This window comes from Kitasatospora sp. NPDC058243 (genome assembly GCF_042882025.1).
In the GTDB taxonomy this organism is placed as follows: domain Bacteria; phylum Actinomycetota; class Actinomycetes; order Streptomycetales; family Streptomycetaceae; genus Kitasatospora.
The window spans coordinates 56,107-74,556 of record NZ_JBHVWW010000022.1 but is presented as its reverse complement, the minus strand read 5'-3'; the positions used below and the strand labels follow the sequence as shown (position 1 = coordinate 74,556).

At 74.7% G+C, this 18,450-nt stretch carries 20 protein-coding genes; 2 read left to right on the top strand and 18 right to left on the bottom strand.

The genetic code is table 11. The features are described 5' to 3' along the window. Positions 1-9: 9 nt before the first annotated feature. A complete protein-coding gene (locus ACFVX9_RS17170; RefSeq protein WP_380482207.1) occupies positions 10-675 on the bottom strand; it encodes a response regulator in 666 nt (221 codons plus the stop codon). Between the two features lie 41 nt (positions 676-716). Then, positions 717-1,916, bottom strand: coding sequence for a sensor histidine kinase (locus ACFVX9_RS17165; protein ID WP_380482205.1), 1,200 nt, complete (start codon positions 1,914-1,916; stop codon positions 717-719). A 164-nt stretch (positions 1,917-2,080) separates the two neighbouring features. Between ACFVX9_RS17165 and ACFVX9_RS17160 the strand changes: the two genes are divergently transcribed. Beyond that, the gene (locus ACFVX9_RS17160) at positions 2,081-3,157 is read left to right on the top strand and encodes an ABC transporter permease (RefSeq protein WP_380345045.1); all 1,077 of its coding nucleotides are present in this window, start codon (positions 2,081-2,083) and stop codon (positions 3,155-3,157) included. After that, positions 3,154-3,834 (top strand): ABC transporter ATP-binding protein, encoded by a 681-nt coding sequence (locus tag ACFVX9_RS17155; RefSeq protein ID WP_380482201.1) that lies wholly within the window; start codon positions 3,154-3,156, stop codon positions 3,832-3,834. Before ACFVX9_RS17160 ends, ACFVX9_RS17155 begins: the two co-directional genes overlap by 4 nt. Position 3,835: 1 nt before the next feature. On the opposite strand, the gene ACFVX9_RS17150 is transcribed toward ACFVX9_RS17155, so the two are convergent. The 16 genes from ACFVX9_RS17150 to ACFVX9_RS17075 all read right to left on the bottom strand — a co-directional run bounded on the left by ACFVX9_RS17150 (position 3,836) and on the right by ACFVX9_RS17075 (position 18,222). Further along, positions 3,836-4,432, bottom strand: coding sequence for a Uma2 family endonuclease (locus tag ACFVX9_RS17150; RefSeq protein ID WP_380345042.1), 597 nt, complete (start codon positions 4,430-4,432; stop codon positions 3,836-3,838). A 109-nt stretch (positions 4,433-4,541) separates the two neighbouring features. Further along, positions 4,542-5,252 carry a GntR family transcriptional regulator gene (locus ACFVX9_RS17145; protein ID WP_063346897.1) on the bottom strand — a complete coding sequence of 237 codons (711 nt, stop codon included), beginning with the start codon at positions 5,250-5,252 and terminating at the stop codon, positions 4,542-4,544. 148 nt (positions 5,253-5,400) lie between these two features. Beyond that, the gene (locus ACFVX9_RS17140; protein WP_387982279.1) at positions 5,401-6,321 is read right to left on the bottom strand and encodes an ornithine cyclodeaminase family protein; all 921 of its coding nucleotides are present in this window, start codon (positions 6,319-6,321) and stop codon (positions 5,401-5,403) included. 68 nt (positions 6,322-6,389) lie between these two features. After that, positions 6,390-7,418: a proline racemase family protein gene (locus ACFVX9_RS17135; protein ID WP_387982278.1), complete on the bottom strand. Its 1,029-nt coding sequence runs from the start codon at positions 7,416-7,418 to the stop codon at positions 6,390-6,392. Further along, complete coding sequence (locus ACFVX9_RS17130; protein WP_363377977.1) at positions 7,418-8,788, bottom strand: aldehyde dehydrogenase family protein; 1,371 nt, start codon at positions 8,786-8,788, stop codon at positions 7,418-7,420. The genes ACFVX9_RS17135 and ACFVX9_RS17130 overlap by 1 nt, the downstream gene beginning before the upstream one ends. A gap of 104 nt (positions 8,789-8,892) precedes the next feature. Continuing rightward, positions 8,893-9,897, bottom strand: coding sequence for a proline racemase family protein (locus ACFVX9_RS17125; protein ID WP_063346900.1), 1,005 nt, complete (start codon positions 9,895-9,897; stop codon positions 8,893-8,895). Between the two features lie 116 nt (positions 9,898-10,013). Then, entirely contained in the window at positions 10,014-10,877 is an 864-nt protein-coding gene (locus tag ACFVX9_RS17120) for a dihydrodipicolinate synthase family protein (protein ID WP_380345070.1), read from the bottom strand. Between the two features lie 129 nt (positions 10,878-11,006). Then, positions 11,007-12,443, bottom strand: coding sequence for an NAD(P)/FAD-dependent oxidoreductase (locus tag ACFVX9_RS17115; RefSeq protein ID WP_387982276.1), 1,437 nt, complete (start codon positions 12,441-12,443; stop codon positions 11,007-11,009). Then, positions 12,424-12,738 (bottom strand): (2Fe-2S)-binding protein, encoded by a 315-nt coding sequence (locus ACFVX9_RS17110; RefSeq protein WP_063346903.1) that lies wholly within the window; start codon positions 12,736-12,738, stop codon positions 12,424-12,426. Before ACFVX9_RS17110 ends, ACFVX9_RS17115 begins: the two co-directional genes overlap by 20 nt. An 85-nt stretch (positions 12,739-12,823) precedes the next feature. After that, positions 12,824-13,993, bottom strand: coding sequence for an NAD(P)/FAD-dependent oxidoreductase (locus tag ACFVX9_RS17105; RefSeq protein WP_387982275.1), 1,170 nt, complete (start codon positions 13,991-13,993; stop codon positions 12,824-12,826). 163 nt (positions 13,994-14,156) lie between these two features. After that, entirely contained in the window at positions 14,157-15,047 is an 891-nt protein-coding gene (tatC, locus tag ACFVX9_RS17100) for a twin-arginine translocase subunit TatC (protein ID WP_380345068.1), read from the bottom strand. 127 nt (positions 15,048-15,174) lie between these two features. Then, entirely contained in the window at positions 15,175-15,492 is a 318-nt protein-coding gene (tatA, locus tag ACFVX9_RS17095) for a Sec-independent protein translocase subunit TatA (protein WP_063346906.1), read from the bottom strand. 298 nt (positions 15,493-15,790) lie between these two features. After that, positions 15,791-15,967, bottom strand: a complete 177-nt coding sequence (locus ACFVX9_RS17090; RefSeq protein ID WP_380482191.1) for a hypothetical protein — start codon at positions 15,965-15,967, stop codon at positions 15,791-15,793. A gap of 54 nt (positions 15,968-16,021) precedes the next feature. Continuing rightward, the gene (locus ACFVX9_RS17085; protein ID WP_063346907.1) at positions 16,022-16,252 is read right to left on the bottom strand and encodes a hypothetical protein; all 231 of its coding nucleotides are present in this window, start codon (positions 16,250-16,252) and stop codon (positions 16,022-16,024) included. A 3-nt stretch (positions 16,253-16,255) separates the two neighbouring features. After that, positions 16,256-17,203: a WYL domain-containing protein gene (locus tag ACFVX9_RS17080; RefSeq protein ID WP_350878052.1), complete on the bottom strand. Its 948-nt coding sequence runs from the start codon at positions 17,201-17,203 to the stop codon at positions 16,256-16,258. A 26-nt stretch (positions 17,204-17,229) separates the two neighbouring features. Next, positions 17,230-18,222 (bottom strand): helix-turn-helix transcriptional regulator, encoded by a 993-nt coding sequence (locus ACFVX9_RS17075; RefSeq protein WP_380376189.1) that lies wholly within the window; start codon positions 18,220-18,222, stop codon positions 17,230-17,232. Positions 18,223-18,450: the final 228 nt, after the last annotated feature.

Here is an 18,450-nt window from a genome sequence, read left to right as displayed (position 1 = left end):
ACCCTACGCTCAGCGGATCAGCCCCCGCCCGCGCGCCGCCCGCACCGCCGCCGTCCGCGAGTCCACCGCCAACTTGGTGTAGACGTGCACCAGATGGGACTTCACCGTGGCCTGGCTCAGGTGCAGCCGCTGGCTGATCTGCTGGTTGGTCAGCCCGTCCGCGACCAGCCCCAGCACCTCGGTCTCCCGCGCGCTGAGCGCCGCCGACGGCGTCCGCATCCGTTCCAGCAGCCGGTCGGCGACGCTCGGTGCCAGCGCCGAGCGGCCCGCGGCGGCCGCCCGGACGGCTTGGGCCAGTTCCTCCGGCGGGGCGTCCTTGAGCAGGTAGCCGGTGGCGCCGGCCTCCAGCGCGGGCAGGGTGTCGGCGTCGGTTTCGTAGGTGGTGACGACGAGGACCCGGGGCGCGCCCGGCCGGGCGGTGATCGCGGCGGTCGCCTGGGCGCCGTTCATGGCCGAGCCGGGCCCGAACTGGAGGTCCATCAGCACCACGTCGACCCCGCCCGCCGCGGCCAGTTCGACGGCCCGTTCGGCGGTCGCGGCCTCGGCGGCGATGGTGAAGTCCGGCTCGCCCTCCAGGACGGCCCGCAGCCCGGCCCGCACCACCGGGTGGTCGTCCGCCAGCAGCAGCCGGATCACCGCGCCGCTCCCGCGCCCGCCGTCACTGTGCTCGTTCACGCCCCGGCCTCCCTCGTTCCGCCCGTCGTCACTCCGCCCGTTCACTCCCCGACCTCCGTCACCGGCAGCTGCACCGCGAGCGCCGTGCCCCCGCCGGGCGCCGACTCCACCGTGAAGGTGCCGCCGAGCGCCCGCGCCCGGGCCCGCATCGACGGCAGCCCGAACCCGCCGTCCCCTCCGCTGCGCCCGGCGACCGCCACCGGGTCGAATCCGGCCCCGTCGTCGAACACGTCCAGCGCCACCTCGCCCTCCATGTAGCTGAGCGTCACCTCGGCGTGCGAGGCGTGCGCGTGCCGGACGGTGTTGCCGAGCGCGGACTGCGCGATCCGCAGCAGCGCGACCTCCTGCGGCACCGGCAGCCGTACCGGGTCCCCGGAGACGTGCAGTTTCACCGGCAGGCCGCTGTGCGCCGCCGTGGTGGCGCACAGCCGTTCCAGCGCGACCGGCAGCGGGTCGCCGTCGAGCGCGGGCGGGGTGAGCGCGCGGACGAACCGCCGGGCCTCGTCCAGGTTGTCCTGGGCGGCCTGCCGGGCCTGCTCGACGTACCCGGAGGCGGCCTCGGTGCGTTCCGGCAGGGCCCGCTGGGCGGCCCGCAGCAGCAGCTGGATGGAGCTGAGGCTCTGCGCGAGGGTGTCGTGGATCTCCCGGGCGAGGCGCTCGCGTTCGGCGAGCACCCCGGCGGTGTGGTGGGCGGCCGCGGCGTCGGCGCGGGCGGCGGTGAGTTCGTCGATCAGCCGGCGGCGCTCCTCGCTCTCCCGGTACAGCGCCTGGTAGCCGAGCACGGTGGCGGTGGCGACGGCCGCGCCGAGCGCGGGTCCGATCGCGGCGGGCAGGCTGAAGGTGTGCTGGTGCCAGGACCAGGCGGCGATGGCGGTGGCGGCGGTCAGCCCGACGGCGGCGAGGCCGCCGCGCCGCCCGAGCAGGTGCAGTTCCAGGAAGTACAGCGGGAACGCCAGCCACACCCCGTCCTGGGTGGCGATCAGCACGCCCACCCAGGTGACGCCGAGCAGCGCCAGCCACAGCGCGGCGGCCCGGCGCGAGCGGCGGACGGCGGCCAGCCGGGGGCCGACGGCGTACACGGCGGCCATCGCGGTGGCCGCGGCGGCGACGGGCAGCGGGTCGCCGTCCCGGCCGACGGCGGCGCGGGCGACGGCCAGGGCGAGCAGGCCCGCCACGAGCAGGTGCAGGCAGACCTGGAGGACGCGGGCGACGGGGGTGGTGCGGGATCGTTCGGTCGCCATCCGTCCAGCCTAGGTTCCGGACCGGGCCCCGGCATCAATCAAAAGGTTGAACTCCGCTTCTGCCCTTTGATGCCGAGGATGCAATCCGCGGTGCGATGCCCGCGGGGCCCCTTCTCCGGGACGGTGGAAGCGTCGGAAGCACTCGTTCAGCAGGAAGGCCCACCGTGTTCGTCGCCTGGAGGGATCTGGGGTTCGCCAAGGGGCGGTTCGCCCTGATGGGGACCGTCATCGTGCTGATCACCGTACTGGTCGGTCTGCTGTCCGGACTGACCGCCGGACTCGGCCGGCAGAACATCTCCGCGATCACCGGCCTGCCCGCCGACCACCTGGTGTTCGGTGAGCCCGCCGACGGGCAGAAGCTCTCCTTCACCGACTCCCAGGTCACCCCCGAGCAGTGGCAGGCCTGGGCGGCCGAGCCGGGCGTCACCTCCGCCCAGCCCCTGGGCATCACCACCACCAAGGCCGCCGCCGGCACCCGCACCACCGCGCTGTCCGCCTTCGGCGTCCCGGACGGCTCCGCGCTGGCCCCGCAGGGCGCCCGGATCGCCCCCGGCCAGGCCGTCCTGTCGAAGACCGCCGCCAAGAACCTGGGCGACCTCGCCCCCGGCGCCGACCTCACCCTGGCCGGCCACCGCCTCCGGGTCGCGGCCGTCGACGGCGACGCCGCGTACAGCCACACCCCGGTGATCTGGACCAGCCTCACCGACTGGCAGCAGGCCGCCCCCGGCGGCGCCGGCCACGCGACCGTCATCGCGCTCACCACCGCCAAGGGCGCCGACCTGCACGGCGCCGACGCCCGCCACGGCACCGAGACCCGCACCCGCGACGACGCCCTCGCCGCGATCGGCTCCTACACCTCCGAGAACGGCTCGCTCCAGCTGATGCGCGGCTTCCTGTTCGCCATCTCGGCCCTGGTGATCGGCGCCTTCTTCACCGTCTGGACGATCCAGCGCAGCGGCGACGTCGCGGTACTCAAGGCCCTCGGCGCCTCCACCCGCTACCTGCTGCGCGACGCCCTCGGCCAGGCCGTCCTGCTGCTGGTGCTCGGCACCGCCGCCGGCACCGCGCTCGCCCTGGGCGCCGGCGCGCTGATCGGCTCCGCCGTCCCCTTCGTCCTCGACGCCCCGACCCTGCTGCTGCCCGCCGCCGTCATGATCGCGCTCGGCGCGGTCGGCGCCGCCCTGTCCATCCGCCGGATCACCTCCGTCGACCCGCTGACCGCCCTGGGGAGTGCCCGATGAGCCTGACCCTCGACCGCATCACCCTCACCTACCCGGACGGCGACGGCCGGCTCACGGCGCTGGACGACGTGTCGCTGACCGTCCCCAAGGGCTCGATCACGGCCGTCGTCGGCCCGTCCGGCTCCGGCAAGTCCAGCCTGCTGGCGGTCGCCGCCACCCTGATCACCCCGGACACCGGCCAGGTCGTGGTGGACGGCACCGACACCACCGGCCTCGGCCGCGCCGAACTGACCGCGCTGCGCCGCACCCGGATCGGCATCGTCTTCCAGCAGGCCAACCTGCTGCCCTCGCTCACCGCCGTCGAACAGCTCCAGGTGATGGCCCACCTGGACGGCCGCTCCCCGCGCACCGCCCTCCCCCGGGCCCTGGACCTGCTGGCCGCCGTCGGCCTGCGCGACCAGGCCGCCCGCCGCCCGCACCAGCTCTCCGGCGGTCAGCGCCAGCGCGTCAACATCGCCCGCGCGCTGATGAACGACCCCACCGTCCTGCTGATCGACGAACCCACCAGCGCCCTCGACCACGAACGCGGCGCCGCCGTCCTCGACCTCATCACCGACCTCACCCACCGCCGCGCCACCGCCACCGTCCTGGTCACCCACGACCGCACCCACCTGACGGCCGTCGACCAGATCGCCGAAGTCCACGACGGCCGCCTGACAGTGCCGGCAGCGGCCTGAGCTACTTCTTCGCCGCCAGCACGTCGTCCACCGACAACGTCACCGACGCCCCGATCGACTCCGGCAGGGTGAACGACTGCCCCGGATGGTGGACGGCGTGCACGCGGTACTCGCCCTCCTGTGGGTCAGTGAGCACCATGACCCGCTGGTTCGTCCGGTCCACGATCACGTAGACGGGTACTCCAGCGGCGGCATAGACGAAGGGCTTCCGCTTCAGGTCGTCGCTGATGTTGGACGACGTGACCTCCAACACGAGCCGGAAGACCGCCGGGTCGTAACAGTTGTACTCGATCAAGTGGTCATCGATGTCGGCATCGACGATCGCCAGGTCGGGAACGGCGTAGTCCGACGGCCCATCCGGCAGCCAGATGCCAACGCCCTGAATGACGTCGACCTCATCCCCGTCGAGGCCGGCGGCGAACAGCGCACGCATGAGGCGACTCAGCGACTTGCCGTGCGAAGCATTCGGAGGCGGCGTCACGGTGATCTGGCTCCCGACGATCTCGACCCGGTGCCCGGCGAACTGGTTGGAGATCAGCTCGGCGACTTCGAGCAGCGTCGGCTGCTCGATGGGCTCTTCCACTGCTGCGGCGGACATGGATTTCCTCCTGGCTGCCGATGTCGAGAACATCATCGTAGGGCGCGAACACATTCCGCCGCCCGATCCCCAGTCTTCACCCGAACGGGCGGTTTAGCCCCGGCTGCCCCTACCGCGCCCGCAGCTTCAGCGCCGGGCGGGCCTCCTCCGCCGCCTCGTCCTGCCCCGCCCACAGCGAGCGGACGTGGCTGAGGTGGCGGGTCATGCAGGCCTCGGCCGCCTCGGCGTCGCCGGCCAGCATGAGGTCGAGCAGTTCCAGGTGCTCCTCCGCCGAGGAGGTCAGCTCGCCGCGCTCGTCGAGCCGGTTGAGGCCGTACAGCCGCGAGCGCTTCCGCAGGTCGCTGACGACGTCGACCAGCCGGGCGTTGCCGGCCAGCCCCAGCAGGTCCAGGTGGAACTGCCGGTCGGCCTCCAGGTACCCGATGAGGTCGTGCTTGCGCGCGGCCGCGACGATCTCCTCGGCCTGCGGGCGCAGCCGCTCCAGCTGCTCCTTGGTCGCCGTGCGCGTCACCCGGCCGACGGTGGGGACCTCGATCAGGGCGCGGATCTCGGTGTAGTCGTCGAGGTCACGCTCGGTGAGCTCGGTGACCCGGAAGCCCTTGTTGCGGACGGCCTCGACGAGGCCTTCGCGGGCGAGGTCGAGCATGGCCTCGCGGACGGGGGTGGCGGAGACGCCGAAGTCGGCGGCGAGCGCGGGTGCGGAGTAGACGACGCCGGGGCGCAGTTCGCCGGAGATCAGGGCCGCCCGGAGCGCGTGGGCGACCTGGTCGCGAAGCCGCTCCTGTACGGAGATCAGGGTGCGGGGTTTGAGGTCGGCCATGGTGTTCCTCCGGGTGGGTGCAGAACACCAGCGTACAATGTCACGTTACGTTGAGTGCGCAACATTTCGCGATTCGGACACCCACCCGGACAGCCGGCCCCGCCCCCTCGGCGGCTGAGCGCCCCTGGCAGCCGGGAGCGCCCGGCGCCTACCCCCGCCGGTACACCTCCGCCGCGACCGCCAGGTCCTCCCACGCCATGCCGACGCTCTTGAAGAACCGCGGCCGCCCCGCCGGCACCAGCGCGTCGCCGCGCACCAGCTCGGCCAGGTTCCACAGCTGCCGGCCGGATACCCCCGCCATGATCAGGTCGCCGGCCTCGCGCGCCGCCACCGTCCGCGCCTCCACGTACAGTTCGGCCCGCCCGACCAGCACCTCGTCCACCTCCCGCGCGTCGGGCTCGTGCGAGCCGACGGCCGCGACGGCGGCGTGCTCGGGCACCAGGGCGCCGTCGAACAGCGGCGTGCGCGCGGTGGTGCAGCAGACCACCAGGTCCGCTTCGGCGACGGCCTCCGGCCCGCCGACCCCGGCCGCCAGCCCGAGGCCGCGCCCGTACGCGGCGAGGGCCCCGGCCCGTCCGGCGTCCCGCGCCACCACGGTGAGCTTGGTCAGCGGCCGGACGGCCAGCAGCGCGTCCAGGTGCCCGTACGCCTGCGGCCCGGAGCCGAACAGCACCAGGTGTTCGGCGTCCGGCGCGGCCAGCCGGCGCAGCGCGACGGCGGTGACGGCGGGTGTGCGCAGCGCGGTGAGCGCGGCGCCGTCGAGCAGGGCGAGCGGTTGCAGGGTGGGCCCGTCGAGCAGCAGGTAGCTGCCGGTGATCCGGGGCAGGCCCCGGCCGGGGTTGGCGGGCGCGACCCCGGCGATCTTCACCCCGGCGTACGGGCCGGCGGCGGCCGGCATCATCAGCAGTTCGCCGGCCGGGACGGGGACGGCCGAGCGGGCCGGTGCCGGCTCCGGGTCGAACCCGTCGAGCAGCACCCGCTCGATCGCCGCCACCGCGGCCGCGGGGCCGACCCCGCCAACGCCCGGCACGGCGTACTGGAGCGGCTCAGCCGCCGTACCGGGCGGCACAAGAGGCGGCACATGAGACGACGCATGAGGCGGCGCAGCAGGGTCCGCAGGCGGGTTCGCAGGAGCGGTCACAGCAGGAACCCCGCCCCCAGGTCGTCGTCCGGTTCCAGGACGAACGCGTGCTCGCCGGTGCGGTGGGCGCTGCCGGTGACCTCGGTGACGACGCCGCCGTCCAGCGGGTCGCCGCCGGGCAGGACGCGGCCGGTGAAGACCGTCCCGATGACGGATTCGTGCCGCAGTTCCTCCCCCGGCGCGAGCCGGCCCTCGGCGGCGAGGACGGCGAGCCGGGCGGAGGTCCCGGAGCCGCAGGGCGAGCGGTCGATCTGCCCGTCCGCGAAGACGGTGACGTTCCGTTGGTTCAACACGCCGTCCTCCGAGACGAGTTCGTCGAACAGGATGACCCCGTACACGCCCGACAGCAGCGGGTCGCTCGGGTGCGCCACCGCCGCCGCGCCGGCCAGCAGCTCCCTGATCTCCCGCCCGGCGGCGGTGAGTTCGGGCAGCTGCGCGGGCTCGACCGCGAGGCCGAGGGCGGCCGCCGGCACGGAGGCGTAGCAGGCGCCCGCGTGCGCCACCGCGACCTCCACGGCGCCCCGCGAAGTGGCCAGCGGCAACTTCAGGGCGGCGACCCGGGTGGGCACGTTGCGGAAGGTGACGCCGGTGGTCCGCCCGCCGGCCCGGTGCACCAGCGCGGTGACCCGGCCGGACGGCACGTCGATCCGCACCCGGGCCACGCCGTCGGCGGGGGCCGCGACCCGCCCGGAGTCCACCGCCCAGGCGCCGAGCGCGATGGTGCCGTGCCCGCAGGCCGTCGAGTAGCCGTCCTTGTGCCAGAACAGCACCCCGAAGTGCGCCTCGTCGTCGTCCGGCGGCACCAGGAACCCGCCGTACATCCCGGCGTGGCCGCGCGGTTCGCGGCTGAGCAGCTGCCGGGCGTCGTCCAGCGCGCTCGGCCGGGGCGCGGTCGCGCTGCCGCCGGCGCCGAGTGCGATGGCCCGCCGTTCGGCGACACTGTCGCCGGGGATCGCGGGCACGCCGTCCAGCACGATCCGGAACGGCTCACCGGCCGCGTGGTAGTCGACGGTGCGGACGAGCATCAGGCGCCCCCGCCCGGCAGCAGGCTGACCGTGCGGCTGACGGTGTAGAAGTCCAGCGCCGCCTGGCCCTGTTCGCGCTCGCCGTGGGCGGCGCCCTTGGCGCCGCCGAACGGCAGGTGGAAGTCGACGCCGCTGGACGGCGCGTTGACCCGGATCATGCCCGCGTCCAGCCGGTCGGCGGCGGCGAGCGCCACGTCCAGGCTGCGGGTGTGCACGGAGGTGGAGAGGCTGTGCGGGGTGTCGTTGGCGAGCGTGATCGCCTCGTCGAGGTCGGCGGCGGCGTGCAGCAGCGCGATCGGGCCGAAGAACTCCTCGCGGGCCAGCGGGTGTTCGGCCGGCACGTCGGTGAGCAGGGCCGGTTCGAGGTACCAGCCGTCCCGCTCGGGTGCCCGGCCGCCGGTGAGCAGGGTGGCCCCGGCGGCGACGGCCGAGTCGACGGCGGCCGTCAGCCGGTCCCGGGCGGCGGCGTTGATGACCGGCCCGCAGGCCGTGTCGTCGACCAGTTCCAGCGCCTTGACCAGGGCGTCGCGCAGCGGCTCGTACGCGGCGCCGACCGCGATCACCCGGCTGGTGGCGGTGCACTTCTGCCCCGCGTACCCGGCGATGGCGGCGGCGAGGTGGGCGGCGGCCTGCGCGAGGTCGGCGTCCGGCAGCACCAGCGCGGCGTTCAGCCCGCCGAGTTCGGCCTGCACCGGGACGCCGCGCTCGGTGGCGGCCCGCACCACGGCCCGGCCGACGCCGGTCGAGCCGGTGAAGGAGACCACGTCGGCCGTGTCGACCAGCGCCGCGCCTTCCTCGGCGCCGCCCGGCAGCACGGTGAACACGTCCTCCGGCAGCCCGGCCCCGGCGGCCAGTTCGGCCAGCCGCAGCGCGCAGGCGGTCGCCTCGGGCGCCGGCTTGAGCACCGCGGTGTTGCCGACCGCCAGCGCCGGCGCGGCCTTCCAGGTGGGGATCGCCAGCGGGAAGTTCCACGGCGCGATCAGCCCGGCGACGCCGTACGGGCGGCGCCGGGTGAGCAGCAGCCCGGGCCCGGCGGCGGTCTCGTGCACCGCCCCGGACGGCGCGAACGGCGCCTGCGCGTAGTAGCGCCAGATCGCCGCGGTTCGGGCGACTTCGCCGCGTGCCTCGGCGAGCGGCTTGCCGACCTCGCGCACGATCAGCCCGGCCAGTTCGTCCGCGTGCGCCTCGACCGCTTCGGCGATCCGGCCGAGCGCCGCCGACCGGGCGCCCGCGCCGGCCGCGAGCCAGCCGGGCTGGGCGGCCCGGGCCCGGGCGACGGCGGCCCGGACGGCTTCGGCGCCGGGTTCCTCGACGGCGACGACGAGGTCCGCGGGGTCGGCGGGGTTGTACGAGGTGATGGTCACGACCAGCAGCCCTTCGAAGGTGGTTCAGCGGACGTCTGAGCGGGCCCCTCCCCCGAGGCCGGCTCCTCTTTCAAACGGCTTCAAACAGCTTCAAACCGCTTCAGACAGCTCTACAGCAGGAACCCGGCCGGGAACGGGTCACGCGGGTCGAGGAAGTACTGGGCGGTGCCGGTGACCCAGGCCCGCCCGGTGACGGTGGGCACCACGGCTGGCCGCCCGGCCACCTCGGTCTCCTCGACCAGGCGCCCGATGAAGGTCGTCCCGATGAAGGAGTCGTTGCGGAAGTCGCGCCCCAGCGGCAGTTCGCCGCGTGCGTGCAACTGCGCCATCCGGGCCGAGGTGCCGGTGCCGCAGGGCGAGCGGTCGAACCAGCCGGGGTGGATGGCCATCGCGTGCCGGGAGTGTTCGGCGGTGGAGCCGGGGGCGAGCAGCTGGACGTGGTGGCAGCCGTGGATGGACGGGTCCTCCGGGTGCACCGGGCGGTCGGGGCTCGCGTTGATGGCGGCCATCAGGGCCAGTCCGGCCTCCAGGATGTCCTGCTTGCGCTCGCGCTCGAAGGGCAGCCCGAACTCGGCGAGCGGCAGGATGGCGTAGAAGTTGCCGCCGTACGCCAGGTCGTAGCCGATCGTGCCGTACCCGGGCACCTCGATCTTGGCGTCCAGCGCGGCCGAGTATGACGGCACGTTGCGGATGGTCACCGCGGTGGCGGCGCCGTCCTCGACCCGCACCTCGGCGATCACCAGTCCGGCGGGCGTGTCCAGCCGCACCGTGGTGACCGGCTCGACCACCGGCACCATGCCGGTCTCGACCAGCACGGTGGCGACGCCGATGGTGCCGTGGCCGCACATCGGCAGCAGGCCGGAGACCTCGATGTAGAGCACGCCGAAGTCGGCGTCGGGCCGGGTCGGCGGCTGGAGGATGGCGCCGCTCATCGCTGCGTGGCCGCGCGGCTCGTACATCAGCAGGGTGCGGAAGTGGTCCAGGTGCTGCTGGAAGTGCACCCGGCGCTCGGCCATGGTGGCGCCGGGGATGACGCCGAAGCCGCCGGTGATGACCCGGGTCGGCATGCCCTCGGTGTGCGAGTCGACGGCGTGGAACACGTGACGGCTGCGCATGGCTCTGACGACTCCCGTCGGAGTGGGCGTACGGAGGTGGTGACCGTACGCCGGATCGGGTGGGTGGGGCCGGGCCGGCTGCCCCCTCAGCCGGCCCTGGTGACGAGGTCTCCCGGTTAGGCCAGGCCCTCGGCCAGCGCCTTCTCGGTGGCCGCGCGGACGGCCGCCTCGATGTCCGGGGTCAGCGGCTGGCGCGGCGGGCGGACGGGGCCGCCGGGGCGCCCGGCGATGTCCATGGACAGCTTGATGGCCTGGACGAACTCGGTCTTGGAGTCCCAGCGCAGCAGCGAGTGCAGCGACTTGTACAGCGGCAGCGCGGTGTCCAGCTCGTGCGCCACGGCGGCCCGGTACAGCGCGACGCTGGCCTCCGGCAGGGCGTTCGGGTAGCCGGCGATCCAGCCGACCGCGCCGGCCAGCGCCAGTTCCAGCAGCACGTCGTCGGCGCCGATCAGCAGGTCCAGCCCGGGGGCCAGTTCGGCGATCTCGTAGGCCCGGCGGACGTCGCCGCTGAACTCCTTGACCGCGACGATCGAGCCCTCGCCGTGCAGTTGGGCGAGCAGCGCGGGGACGAGGTCGACCTTGGTGTCGATCGGGTTGTTGTACGCGACGACGGGCAGTCCGGCCTTGGCCACGTCGGCGTAGTGCGCCCGGACGGACGCGTGGTCGGCCCGGAAGGCGTTCGGCGGCAGCAGGAGCACGGAGCCGGCGCCGGCCTCGGCGGCCTGCTCGGCCCAGCGGCGGGACTCGGCGCTGCCGTAGGCGGCCACGCCGGGCATCACCCGGGAGCCGTCGCCGGCCGCCTCGACGGCCACCTCGACGACGCGGGCGCGCTCCTCGGCGGTGAGCGTCTGGTACTCGCCCAGCGAGCCGTTGGGGACGACGCCGTCGCAGCCGGACTCGATCAGCCAGCGGACGTGCTCGGCGTACGCGTCGTAGTCGACGGAGAGGTCCGGGCGCAGCGGGATCGTGGTGGCGACCATGATGCCGCGCCAGGGCCGGGCGGTGTCGTGTGGGGTGTTGGACACGATGAGCTCCTTGGTGAGGTGTGACATTTTATTAGAGGAGGCGGGCCGGAGACAAGAGTCCCCGGCCCGCATGTTCGACGGACCTTAGGCCGTGTCGCCGTCCTCGCCGGCTGGCCCGGCCGCCAGCTGCGACAGCGGCACCGGGCAGGCCAGCGGCCGCCGGTCCGGCCCCGGCTCACCCGAGCCGGCCAGGCAGGCCACGGCCGGACCGCACATCCGGCCCTGGCACCAGCCCATCCCGGCCCGGGTGAGCAGCTTGACGGTGCGCGGATCGCCCGCACCCAGCTCGTCCACGGCCTCCCGGATCGCCGAGACCGGCACCTCCTCGCACCGGCAGACGTCGGTGTCCGGGCGCAGCCAGCCGGTCCAGCCGGGGCCGGGCCGGTGGGCCGCGGCCATCAGGTCGGCGAAGTTCCGCAGCCGGGCCCGGCGGCGCAGCAGTGCGGGCTTCGGCAGCCGGTCGGCCACGGCGTGCGCGGCCAGTTCGCCCTCCACGATCGCGAGGTCCGCGCCGCCGACGCCGTTGGTCTCCCCCGCCGACCAGAGGCCGGGCACGGTGGTGCGCAGCCGGGCGTCGACCTGGAGCCCGGCCGCGCCGTCCGGGGCGGTCCTGGTGGCCGCGCCCAGTTCGGTGGCCAGGTCGATCTGCGGCAGCAGCCCGTGGCCCACGGCGACGGCGTCGCAGGCGATCCGGCGTTCGGTGCCGGGCACCGGCCGCCAGTCGGCGTCCAGCCGGGCCACCGTGACGGCGGTGACCCGCTCGGTCCCGTGCGCCTCGACGACGGCACTGCGCGGGCGCAGCCGCACGCCGTGCCGCAGCAGCGTGCTCCCGTGGCCGGCGCCCTCGACGAGCTTGGCAGGGACGGCCGCCAAGGCGCCGGGGCGCCGGGCGTAGCCGAGGTAGTCGGTGGCCTCGACGACCGCGGGCACCTCGGCCCCGGCGGTGACCAGCGAGGACGCCGCCGCGAGCAGCAGCGGCCCGCTGCCGGCCACCACGATCCGCCGTCCGGGCAGCACCAGCCCGGCCTTGAGCATCGCCTGGGCGCCGCCCGCGGTGACCACCCCGGGCAGGGTCCAGCCGGGGAACGGCAGCTGGCGCTCGTACGCACCGGTGGCGAGCAGCACGGACGCGGCCGTGACGGTGGCCCGGTCGGTGGCCTCCGGTCCGCGCGTGACGTGCACGGCGAAGCCGTCGCCGGTCCGCTCCAGCGCCCACACCTGGTGGCCGCCGAGGAAGCGGACCCGCCCGGCCCGCTCGTGCGCGGCGAGCCGGTCGGCCAGTCCGGTGTAGACGGACCAGCCGTGGTGGAGCCGGTCCGGGCGGGCGGCGCCGAGGCCGGGCGCGGGGTGCCGGTAGTACTGCCCGCCGGTGCTGCGGCCGGCGTCCAGCAGGACGCAGCGCAGCCCGAGGTCGGCGGCGGTCACGGCGGCCGCGAGCCCGGCCGGGCCGGCGCCGATCACCGCGAGGTCGGGGCGTCGGGCCGCTTCGGCGGCGGTCCGGTCAGACGGCGAGGTCGGCACGGCCGTTGCCCTCCTGGGTGGTGACGGTGGTGCCGGGTTCGGCGGGGAGCAGGCAGGTGCGCTGGTTGGGGCGGCCGTCGACGGTGGCCAGGCAGTCGAAGCAGGCGCCGATGCCGCAGAACACCCCGCGCGGCCGGCCGCCGACCCGGGTGGTGCGCCAGGCGAGCACGCCGTCGGCCCAGAGCGCGGCGGCGATCGACTGTCCGGGCAGGGCCGGGACGGGTCGGCCGTCGAACTCGATGTGGTGGGCGGGGCCGGGTTCGGCCCGGACCAGGTCGGCGGGGGTGCGGCGCATCGGCGGCTTCTCCGTTCCGGGGTTGGTCGACGAACGAGGGCGGTCGGCAAGGCAGGAGGTCGACAGACGGGCAGCAGCCCCGGGCTCAGGCCCCGGCGTCCGCCGGGAAGCGGTCCGGGCGGAACGGCGCGAGGTCCAGTTCCGGCTGCTTGCCGGTCAGCTGCTCGCTGATCAGCAGGCCGGTCGCCGGGGCCAGCCCGATGCCGGCGCCCTCGTGCCCGCAGGCGTGGTAGAGCCCGGGCGCCCTGGGGTCCTCGCCGATGGCCGGCAGGTGGTCCGGCAGGTACGGGCGGAAGCCCCGGTAGGTGCGCATCACGGTGACGTCCGCGAGCACCGGGAAGAGCGCCGCGGCCTGGGCGGCGAGCCGCCGCAGCACCTCCTGGGAGAGGGTGCGGTCGAAGCCGACCCGTTCGCGGCTGGCGCCGATCAGCACGGGCCCGCCGGGGGTGCCCTCGACCACGGCGGAGGTCTGCAGCCCGGCCGAGCCGCTGGCGACGTCGGCGACGTAGTCGGCGGCGTAGACCTTGTGCCGGACGATCCGCGGCAGCGGCTCGGTGACCAGGACGAAGCCGCGGCGGGGCATCACCGGCAGGTGCACCCCGGCCAGCCGGGCCAGTTCGCCGCCCCAGGTGCCGGTCGCGTTGACGACGGCGGGGGCGTCGAGGCGGCGGCGGTCGGTGCGTACTCCGCGCACGGCGCCGTCCGGCCCCCGGTGCACGGCGGTCACGGTCTCGCCGGTGATCAGTTCGGCGCCCATCCGGCGGGCCTCGCGCAGCAGGTGGGCGGCGGCGAGGGCGGGCTGGACCTGGGCGTCCTGCGGGTAGTGGAAGCCGCCGGCGAGGCCGGGGGCGAGGTGCGGCTCCAGCTCGTGCAGCCGCTCGGCGGGGACTTCCTCGGCGGTGACGCCGGCGGCGGCCTGGCCGACGGCGAAGGCCCGCAGGGCGTCCTGCCCGGCCGGGGTGGCGGCGATCACCACGCCGCCCTTGGGCTCGTACTCGACGGCCGCGCCGAGGTGTTCGGCGAGGTCGTGCCAGAGCCGGGTGCTGAGCAGGGCGAGGTCGAGTTCGGGCCCGGGCTCCTTGTCGGAGACCAGCAGGTTGCCCTCGCCGGCGCCGGTGGTGCCGCCGGCCACCGGTCCGCGGTCGACGACGGCGACGGTGAGCCCGGCGCGGGCCGCGTAGTAGGCGCAGGCGGCGCCGACCACGCCGGCGCCGACCACGACGACATCCAGGGGAGGTCTCTGGGTCTTGAGCACTTCAGTAATATGTCACATGCCATCCACCCTGCCAAGACCACCCGCCGAATCCCGCACCAGGCCGGAGCAGTACAAAAGCCCCGGCCCACCGGGCCGGAGCAGCGCAAAGGCCCCGGCCCACCGCGTCGTGCGGCGGGCCGGGGCCTCAGGGTGCGCTACCGGCTCAGGTGATGTCGTCGATCTGCTCGTGACGGGCGGCCGGCACCGGGGCGCCCGCCGTCGGCGCGGCCGAGGCCTGGACCATCTCCGTACCGGCCACCGGCTGCACCGAGAGGTCCAGCTCCGAGGCCTCCTCGTCGCTCAGCCCGGCGTCGGGGTTGCGGCGCTCCTTGCGCCTGTCGTTGAAGATCGCGATGCCCACCGCGAGGAAGTAGAACGCCCAGATCGGCGCGGCCAGCGTGAGCATGCTCACCGGATCGGCGCTCGGGGTGGCGAAGGCGGCGAAGACCGTGATGCCCATGACCATGCCGCGCCACCAGCCGAGCAGCCGCTTGCCGGTGACCATGCCGACCATGTTCATCATCACCAGCAGCAGCGGGAACTCGAAGGCCAAGCCGAAGACCAGCACCATCCGGGTGGCGATGTCGAGGTAGTCCTCGGGCGGCAGGATCGGCGTGGTCTTGTCCGGGGTGAACGAGATCAGCACGTCGACGGTGGTCGGCAGCACCAGGATGGCGCAGCCCACACCGGCCAGGAAGAGCGGCGCCCCGCACAGCATGAAGATGACGGCGTACTTCTTCTCGTGCCGGTGCAGACCGGGTGCCACGAAGGCCCAGACCTGGTAGAGCCAGATCGGCACGGTCGCGACCACACCGGCCGTCAGCGACACCTTGAGCATCCAGGTGAAACCGGCGGTCAGACCGATGTTGGAGACCTGGGCGCACTTGCCCTTGAACTGGTTGGCGGTCTCCGGTGTGCAGCGCGGCAGCGGCTCCAGCAGGAAGTTCTCGATCTGCCTGTGGTAGATCGCCGCCACGATGGTGATCACCACGATCGCCAGGACCGACTTGACCACGCGGTTGCGCAGTTCCCGCAGGTGGTCGGTGAGGGCCATCCGCCCCTCAGGATCCTTGGACGCCTTCGACGCCTTGGAGAGCTTGCTCAACCCCGGTCCTCAACTCGTGCGTCGAGGCCCGCCGGTCGACGGGCCTCCGTGGTCGCGTTCGTCACGTGCGCCGCGCTCAGCGCGGGCGGTCGCCGTCGGCCGCGGACGGCCCGGCGGCGGGCTCGGCCACCGGGCGGGCGGTGCCCGAGGCGCCCGGAGCCGCCTGGATGGTCCTGGCCGCGGTCGTCGCCGAACCGCCGTCGACCCGGGGCGCCGGAGGCGGCGTCGCGGCGGCGTCCTCCTCGGCGCCGTCCGAGCGCATGGCCTTGGTTTCGCTCTTCAGGATCCGCATCGACTGCCCGAGCGAGCGAGCCAGGTCGGGCAGCCGCTTGGCGCCGAACAGCAGGACGGCGAAAATCACGACCACCACGATCGCGGTCATCGAGATGCGCATTGCGCGACCACCTTCACTCATGGCGACCCGTCGGGCCCCCCGCCGCGGATGGTAACCGCTGCGGATGACGCCACGACGACGGCCGCCCGAACAGGACAGCGGCCCCGGTTCGCAGTTCAGGAGCCATCTGCAGGAGCCATCTGAGAGCGTAACCCGCCCCCGCCTCCGCGCAGCAGCCCCCGTACCACCGACGGCCCTCCTGTGCTACCGAACAGGCGCTACCGAACGGGAACAACCGGACGGGCACCACCGAACGGCCTCACCCGGCGGACACCACCGGACGGGCCACCGGACGGCCCTACCGCCCCGGTACGGCCTCCGCCAGCTCCCCCGCCGCCTCGGCCAGCGCCCGCGAGGCCGCGCCCACGCCCTTGGCCAGCGCCCGCACGTCCAGCCAGAGCCGGATCGCGAGCACCCCGAGGACCAGCAGGCCCGCGGTGGCGAGCAGGACGGCGGCGACGAGCATCCAGGACATGCGCCCCACCCTATCGGGCCCGGCCCCCCGGCCCGGTCCGCGGGAGAGCGCCCGCTACCCCTCGGCCGGGACGAGCCGCATGGTGCGGACCCCGGCCCCGACGAGCGCCGCGACGATCTTCTCCCCGGCCGGCTTGCGCACCGCCGCCCCGCAGAGCGGGCAGCCGAAGCTGTAGTGCGCCTGGGCCGGGGTGCGACCGAGGGTCAGCCGGAACTCCTCCGCCGGGAGCTCGACCTTCTCCCGGCACTCGGAGCAGTACACCTTGAATCTGGTCCCGGGCTCCACCGATCAGACCCGCCCCTCCCCGTCGGCAACGGTCTGCTCCCCGTACGCGGCCAGCGCCTCCAGGGCGGCCGCACGGGCCTGCCCGGCCAGCCCGGGCGGCGAGACGATCCGGCCGTCCCGGCCCAGCCGCAGCGCCAGCGGGCGCAGCTGGGAGGGGTCGGCGCTGCGCAGGGTGATCCGCAGCCCGCCGTCGGGCAGTTCCTCGGCCCGGTCGTGGGTGTAGTACTCGGCCACCCAGCGCCCGCCGGAGGAGACCTCGACGACCACCTCGGGGTCGTCCGCGGACGGGTTGACCAGCCCGCCGCTCAGATCGCGCGGCTCGCGTCGCGGCGGGTCGGCGGGGACGTCCAGCACCCGGATCTCGGCGACCCGGTCCAGCCGGAACATCCGGTGGTCCTCGGAGGTACGGCACCAGGCCTCGAGGTAGGTGTGGCCCTCGGTGAGCAGCCGGATCGGGTCGACCTCGCGCTCGGTCATCCCGCCGCGCCCGTGCGAGTAGTAACGCAGCCACAGGCGGCGCCCCTCGCTGAGCGCGCGGTCGATGTCGGCGAACACGTGGCCCTCCGCCTCGAAGGTCACGCCGACCCGGGCGCTGCCGGCGGCGCTCTCGCCCGCCGCGTTCTCGATCTTGACGACGGCCCGGGTGAGCGCCTCCCGGTCGCCGGCCCGCAGGCCGGGCAGCCCGGCCACCGCGCGGGCGGCGACCAGCAGCGCGGTGGCCTCGTCGGCGGCGAGGCGCAGCGGCTGGGCCACGTCGTCGACGTTGTGCCACCAGATCCGCTCGCCGTCGGTGTCGATGTCGAGCAGGTCGCCGCCGCGGAAGCTGGTGCCGCACATCGGCAGCACGTTGAGGTCCCCGATCAGCTCGCGCTCGGAGATCCCGAACGCGCGGGCCACCTCGGCCACCTCGGCGCCGGGGCGCTCGCGCAGGTAGGTGACCAGCGACAGCATCCGCCGCGTCTGGTCGATCGCGTTGCTCACGCCTGAACCCCTCCGCTTCCGTTCACCACGTCCAGCCCGGCCACGGCCCGCAGCCGGTCGATCACGTCGGCCCGCAGCTCCTCGGGCCCGAGCACCAGCACGTCCGGCCCGAACTCGGCGAGGTCGGCGCCCAGCCCGTTGCCGTACGGGATCTCCAGCTCGTCCCAGCCGTCGTCCACCCGCGCGCTGCTCAGCGCCTTGGTGCGCAGCGGGAAGCCCGCTCCCCGGCGGACCCGGACGGTGGCGGTGGCGGTGGCGCCCTCGCCCGCGAACTTGGCGACGGTGGCGCGGACGTCGACGTGCTCGGGCACGGTGCCGAGGAAGGCGCCGACCTTGGCCCGGACCTTGCCGGTGATCCGGCTGAGCCGGAACACCCGGGCGTCGCCGCGGTCGCGGTCCCACCCGGCCAGGTACCAGTGCCCGCGCCAGCACTCCAGCGCCCACGGCTCGACGGTGCGCAGCTCGCCGACGGCGGCGCCGGCCTTGCGGTACTCGAAGCCGACCGGGCGGCGGTCCCGGGCGGCGGTGAGCAGCGGCTCGAACGCGGCCTCCCGGGCGGGGATGCGCGGCTCCAGGGCGGTCCGGCCCTCGGGCTCGGCGAACGGCACCCCGGCGGCGCGCAGCTTCTGCAGCGCGCCGCTGGCCGCGCCGGACATCTTGGCCTGCTGCCAGACCCGGGCGGCCAGGGTCAGCGCGGCCGCCTCCTCGGCGTCCAGCGCGATCTCGGGCAGCCGGTTGCGGTCGGCGCGGGCCAGGTAGCCGAGTTCGCCGTCCAGGGCGCTCTCGTCGACGTCGATCACCAGGCCGAGTTCGCGCAGGTCGTCCTTGTCCCGCTCGAACATCCGGTTGAAGGCGTCCTCGCTGCTGTTCTGCCAGGCCTCGCGGTACGCCTCGATGGATTCCCGCAGCTCCTTCTTGGAGAGCGGACGTCTGGTGTTCATCAGGCACAGGGCGAGATTCATCAGCCGCTCTGCCTTGGCGATCGCCATCGCTGACCCTTCCGGTGTGCCGCGCGTGCGCGGGGTGCGCGGGGTGCGCCCGCCGGGAGGTCGTCACCCGGCGGGACCGACCGTACCGGTAGCGGTACGCAGTGCAAAAGCCGCCTCCGGAGACGACCGTGGGGCGAACCCCCAGAGGGGGTTGGGCCCCCGGGTGGGGGGACCCCCAAGTCACCCCCAGCTAGCCAGAAAAGCGAAGTCTAAACCCCCAAAGTGGGA